The following is a 5,460-nucleotide window of genomic DNA, read 5'->3' on the forward strand; positions in this document are numbered from 1 at the left end:
GTCGGGCTCGGCGGCGACGGCCGCGGCGCCGCCGAGCCCGACCGCGACCCCACCGGGTTGACCCGCGGGATGTGGGTCGGCCTGCTCGAGTTCGACGTGTTGCTCGGCGACGTGCGATCGCTCAAGCAGAAGCGGTCGGTGATCCGCCCGCTCGTCGCCGAGCTGCGACGCAAGTTCAGCGTGTCGGCGGCCGAGACGGGTTCGCACGAGCTGTATCGACGGGCGGGCATCGGGGTGGCCACGGTCTCCGGCGACCGGGGGCACGCCGTCGACGTGCTGGACGCGGCCGAACGGCTCGTGGCCGCGCACCCGGACTTCGAGCTGCTGTCGGTACGGCGCTCGCTGCTGCGCAGCGACGACCTGGGGCAGTGATGCCGGGCCGACGCTAGCCGTCGCGCCCCGGGCGCTTGCGCCCCAGCGGAGCCGGGGCGACCGCGCCGGGGGCCAGCCGCCGCGCGAACACCAAAAACGCGGTGTGCCCGCGCATCGAGTGCTGGGGCCGCACGGCGAGCCCGACCACGTTCCAGCCCCGCTGCAACGTCTCCCATGACCGGGGCTCGGTCCAGCACTGCTGGGCCCGCAGCGCCTCCACCGTTGTGGACAGCTGCGTGACCGTGGCCACGTAAATGATCAGCACACCCCCGGCGACGAGCAGCCGGCCTACCGACGCCAGCACCTCCCACGGGGCGAGCATGTCCAGCACGGCCCGGTCGAAGGAGCCGTCGGGGAGGTCGGAGTCCGCTAGGTCGGCGACGACCAGCTCCCAGTTGTCGGGCGGCCGGCCGAAGAACACCCCCACGTTGCGGCGGGCGTGCTCGTCGTGGTCGGCGCGGGCCTCGTACGAGACCACCCGGCCCTGCGGCCCGACGGCACGCAGCAGCGAGAGCGTCAGCGCCCCCGATCCGGCGCCGGCCTCGAGCACCCGCGCACCGGGGAAGATGTCGCCCTCGTGCACGATCTGCGCCGCGTCCTTGGGGTAGATCACCTGCGGCCCACGCGGCATCGACATGACGTAGTCGACGAGCAGCGGGCGCAGCGCCAGGAACAGCGCGCCGTTGCTGGACTTGATCACGCTGCCCTGTTCGAGCCCGATCAGCGCGTCGTGCGCGATGGAACCGCGGTGCGTGTGGAACTCCGCGCCGGGCGCGAGCACGAAGGTGTAGTGCCGGCCCTTGGCGTCGGTGAGCTGGACGCGCTCCCCCGCGCTGAAGGGGCCGGTCTCGGACACGCCGTCCAGCGTGCCAGCCGACTCGCCGTGGCGGCTGCCCGGGGTTGTCGGCCCCCGGTCCTAAGCTGCCGACATGACCGTCCTGACCCCACTGGTCGGCGAGGTGCGCGCCCGGGCCGCTTCAAAGCCCGCGCTCTCCCCGTCGCGGGCGGCGGACTTCAAGCAGTGCCCGCTGCTGTACCGCTTCCGCGCGATCGACCGGCTGCCGGAGGCGCCGTCCGCCGCACAGCTGCGGGGGTCGGTGGTGCACGCCGCCCTCGAACAGCTCTACGGGCTGCCGCCGGAGCTGCGCGGTCCCGAGACGGCGGCGTCGCTGGTGGAGCCCGCCTGGGAGGCGGTCGTGGCAGCGGAGCCCGACGTGGGCGGCATCTTCGACGCGGCGCAGCGCGCCGAGCTGCTCGCCGAGGCCCGCGCGCTGCTGTCGGGTTATTACCGCCTCGAAGACCCGACCCGGTTCAACCCGCAGTGCCGCGAGGAACGGGTGGAGGTCGAACTCGCCGACGGCACGCTGCTGCGCGGGTTCATCGACCGCATCGACGTGGCCGCCACCGGCGAGGTGCGGGTGGTCGACTACAAGACGGGCAAGGCGCCGCCGGCCGCACGCGCGCTGGCCGAGTTCAAGGCGATGTTCCAGATGAAGTTCTACGCCGTCGCGCTGCTGCGCTCGCGCGGTGTGGCGCCGGCGCGGCTGCGGCTGATCTACCTCGCCGACGGGCAGGTGCTCGACTACTCGCCGGAACTCGACGAGCTGCTGCGTTTCGAAAAGACGCTGATCGCGATGTGGCGCGCCATCCAGGCCGCCGGCCAAACGGGCGACTTCCGCCCCAGCCAGTCGCGGTTGTGCGACTGGTGCCCGCACCAGCAACACTGCCCGCTCTTCGGCGGCACGCCACCGCCCTACCCCGGCTGGCCGGAGTCGCCTGCAGCACAGGAGATTTAGCCCAGCGGGCTCATTTCCTGCAGCATCGTCGGGATCAGCTCGCTGACCGTGGGATGGATGTGCATCGTGCGCGACAGGGTCGTGTACGGCGCCCCGGCCGACATGACGTCCAAAATGGCGTGGATGGCCTCGTCCCCGCCGACGCCCAAAATGGCCGCGCCCAGGATCTTTTCGGTGTCCGCGTCGACCACGATCTTCATGAAGCCTTGCGTCTCACCCTTTTCCACCGCCCTGCCGACCCGGGTCATCGGCCGCTTCCCGACCAGCGCGCGGCGGCCCGACGCACGCACCTGGTCGACGGTCATGCCCGCGCGCCCCAGTGGCGGGTCGATGTAGAGCGCATAGGTGGTGATGCGGTCGCTGACCTTTCGGGGGTCGTCATCGAGCAGGTTGGCCGCGACGATCTCGAAATCGTTGTAGGAGGTGTGCGTGAAGGCGCCCTTGCCGTTGCAGTCGCCCAGCGCCCAGATGTGGTCGACGCTGGTCTTGAGCCGATCGTCGACGACGATGTACCCGCGGGCGTCGGTCCGGACGCCGGCCGCGTCGAGGCCCAGGTCGTCGGTGTTGGGCCGCCGCCCCACCGCCAGCAGCAGATGACTCCCGGAGATGGGCTCGGCGCCTGCTTGCGGGACGAGCTCGAATCCGTTGTCCGTCTTGCGTATTCGCACATCGTCGGCGCCGACGACGACATCGATGCCTTCGGCCTCGAGTATCTCCCGGACGGTCGCCGAGACGTCCTCGTCCTCGCGGGACGCCAGCCGCGGCCCGCGCTCGACGACCGTCACGCGGGCCCCGAAGCGCCGGTACATCTGGGCGAATTCCAGCGCGATGTAACTGCCCCCGACGACGACGAGATGCTCTGGCAGCGTGTCCAATTCGAGGATCGACACGTTCGTGAGGAATTCGACCTCCGAGAGGCCGGGGATGTCGGGCACCACCGCGCGGCCGCCCACGTTGAGGAAGATGCGGTCGGCGCGCAGGAGTCGGTCGCCGACGCGCACCGTGTGCGGATCGTCGAAGCGGGCGTGACCGCGCACCACCGTGCAGCCGTCCATGCCGTCCAGCCAGTCCTCGACGCCGGCGCGGTCGGCGAGCATGATTTCGTCCTTGCGCGCCTTGACTTTTGCCATGTCGACGCTGACCGTGCCGGTGCCTACGCCGAAGTCGGCTCCGCGCCGCGCCAGGTGCGCGGCGTGCGCGCTGGCCACCAGCGTCTTGGTGGGGATGCATCCGGTGTTGACGCACGTGCCGCCGAACAGCTTGCGCTCCACCATCGCGACCCGCTGCCCGGCCGACGTCAACCGGCCCGCGAGCGGAGGGCCGGCCTGACCGGCACCGACGATGATCGCGTCGAACTGTTCCGTCACAGGCTCGCCGTCGCGGCGAGAATCGCGAAGCCGCCCAGGATCGCGACCGCGTCCTCGAGGAGCGCGATGGGCAGATCCTGGCCGTTGCGGGCGGCCACCAGCCGCCGGCGCGCGTGATAGCCGCCGAGCGTGCCCAGCACCGCGCCGATCACGCCGGCGCCCAGCGAGCTGAAGGTGTAGTGCCACGCGGCGCCGATGACCGCGCCGGCGAACCCGCCCATCACCAGCCGCGCGACGAACGACGGCGGGGCGGTGCGGGCCGGGGTCTTGGGCAGCTTGTCGGTCACCAGTTCGCCGATCGCGAGCCCGCTGAGGATCAACACCGTGATGATGTTGGCGACCCACGACGCCCACGTTCCGTGCAGGTTGATCCACCCGAGGAAGCCCGCCCAGGCCACCACGGCGGGAGCGGTGAGCGAACGCAGCCCGGCGACAACACCGATCAGCAGCGCCATCAGCATGACCAGAGCGTGTGTCACGAAGACCCTCCTGGGGAGACGAACGGCGATCCGGGCTGACGCCTATGGAGGTGACACGGGCACGGCCCCAGGCCGGACGCTAACACAGCGGCGGGCGGTTGTCAGAACCGGCAAAACCTGATGTCGGACGCCAGAATTGCTTTTGCGCCGATGGCGGCCAGCTGGTCCATGATCTCGTTGACACCCCGGCGTGGCACCAGTGCGCGGACGGCGACCCAGTCCGGATCGGCGAGCGGGGCGATCGTCGGCGACTCCAGGCCCGGCGTGATCGACGTCGCCTTCTCGAGTACGGCTCGGGGACAGTCGTAGTCGAGCATCAGGTACTGCTGGCCGAAGACCACGCCCTGCACGCGAGCCACCAGCTGCTCGCCCGCCGCGCCGGCCTGGTGGTCGATCCGCTCGATCAGCACCGCCTCGGAATCGCACAGCGGCTCGCCGAAGGCGACCAGGTCGTGCAGGCTCAACGTGCGACCCGACCCGACGACGTCGGCGATGGCGTCGGCCACACCCAGCTGCACCGAGATCTCCACCGCCCCGTCGAGACGGATGACGGTCGCCTCGATCCCCTTGTCTTGGAGGTCATTTCGCACCAAGTTCGGGTAGGCGGTGGCGATCCGCTTGCCGCTCAGGTCCGCGGTGGTCCAGTGCCGCCCCGCGGGGCCGGCGTAGCGGAAGCTCGACGAGCCGAAGCCCAGGGCCAGCCGCTCGCGCACCGGCGCACCGGAATCCAGGACCAGGTCGCGGCCGGTGATCCCGAAGTCGAGTTCTCCGGAACCCACATAGATCGCGATGTCTTTCGGCCGCAGGAAGAAGAACTCGACTCCGTTGACCGGGTCGATGACCGTGAGGTCCTTCGGGTCGGTGCGCCGCCGGTAGCCCGCTTCCGAGAGGATCTCGGTGGCCGGCTCGCTCAGCGCGCCCTTGTTGGGGACCGCAACCCGCAACATGCTCACAGCTTCCGGTACACGTCGTCGAGGGTCAGCCCGCGCGCGATCATCAACACCTGCGTCCAGTACAGCAATTGGCTGATCTCCCCGGCGAGCGCCTCGTCGGGTTCGTGCTCCGCGGCGAGCCACACCTCGCCCGCCTCTTCGAGGATCTTCTTGCCCAGCCCGTGTATCCCGCCGTCCAGCGCCGCGACCGTCGCGCTGCCGGCCGGCCTGGTGCGCGCACGCTCGCCAAGTTCGGCGAACAGATCCTCGAACGTCTTCACGGCCAGCGATTGTTCCATGCGGCGTCGAGCGAAGTCACTTGGGTTTCGGGCCGGGCCCGGCCCGCGAGCGTGCGCAGAATGCCGCCATTCACGGCGTGTCGCCGTACAAACACTCAGTGTCAGGGTGGCGTTGCCGCGTTTGCGGTGGTTGGGTCCAGATCACCCGGTGTCTGGCTCTTACAAACACTGCCGCCTTGAGGAGGTTGGCGTTCGTGCGTTGTGTCGGCATCGGG

7 protein-coding genes are annotated in these 5,460 nt (G+C 70.4%); 2 read left to right on the plus strand and 5 right to left on the minus strand.

Annotation, left to right across the window (positions count from 1 at the left end):
* Window positions 1-69 precede the first annotated feature (69 nt).
* Window positions 70-372, plus strand: a complete 303-nt coding sequence (locus GPY60_RS26155) for a DUF503 domain-containing protein (protein ID WP_156690605.1) — start codon at window positions 70-72, stop codon at window positions 370-372.
* Window positions 373-385: 13 nt separating this feature from the next.
* On the opposite strand, the gene trmI is transcribed toward GPY60_RS26155, so the two are convergent.
* A complete protein-coding gene (gene trmI, locus GPY60_RS26160) occupies window positions 386-1,228 on the minus strand; it encodes a tRNA (adenine(58)-N(1))-methyltransferase TrmI (RefSeq protein WP_156690599.1) in 843 nt (280 codons plus the stop codon).
* A 73-nt stretch (window positions 1,229-1,301) separates the two neighbouring features.
* Here trmI and GPY60_RS26165 point away from each other — a divergent pair, with 73 nt between their 5' ends.
* On the plus strand, window positions 1,302-2,168 hold the full coding sequence (locus GPY60_RS26165) for a RecB family exonuclease (protein WP_156690600.1): 867 nt from the start codon (window positions 1,302-1,304) through the stop codon (window positions 2,166-2,168).
* Here the strand turns inward: GPY60_RS26165 and GPY60_RS26170 are convergent.
* The 4 genes from GPY60_RS26170 to GPY60_RS26185 form a co-directional block, all read right to left on the minus strand.
* Window positions 2,165-3,535, minus strand: coding sequence for an FAD-containing oxidoreductase (locus GPY60_RS26170; RefSeq protein WP_156690601.1), 1,371 nt, complete (start codon window positions 3,533-3,535; stop codon window positions 2,165-2,167). The genes GPY60_RS26165 and GPY60_RS26170 overlap by 4 nt on opposite strands.
* Window positions 3,532-4,014 (minus strand): DUF4126 domain-containing protein, encoded by a 483-nt coding sequence (locus GPY60_RS26175; RefSeq protein ID WP_156690602.1) that lies wholly within the window; start codon window positions 4,012-4,014, stop codon window positions 3,532-3,534. Before GPY60_RS26175 ends, GPY60_RS26170 begins: the two co-directional genes overlap by 4 nt.
* A gap of 101 nt (window positions 4,015-4,115) precedes the next feature.
* Window positions 4,116-4,961, minus strand: coding sequence for an ATP phosphoribosyltransferase (gene hisG / locus GPY60_RS26180; RefSeq protein WP_156690603.1), 846 nt, complete (start codon window positions 4,959-4,961; stop codon window positions 4,116-4,118).
* A gap of 2 nt (window positions 4,962-4,963) precedes the next feature.
* Window positions 4,964-5,245, minus strand: a complete 282-nt coding sequence (locus GPY60_RS26185; protein ID WP_156690604.1) for a phosphoribosyl-ATP diphosphatase — start codon at window positions 5,243-5,245, stop codon at window positions 4,964-4,966.
* Window positions 5,246-5,460: the final 215 nt, after the last annotated feature.

This window comes from Mycobacterium sp. Marseille-P9652 (genome assembly GCF_902652685.1).
Classification (GTDB): Bacteria; Actinomycetota; Actinomycetes; order Mycobacteriales; family Mycobacteriaceae; genus Mycobacterium.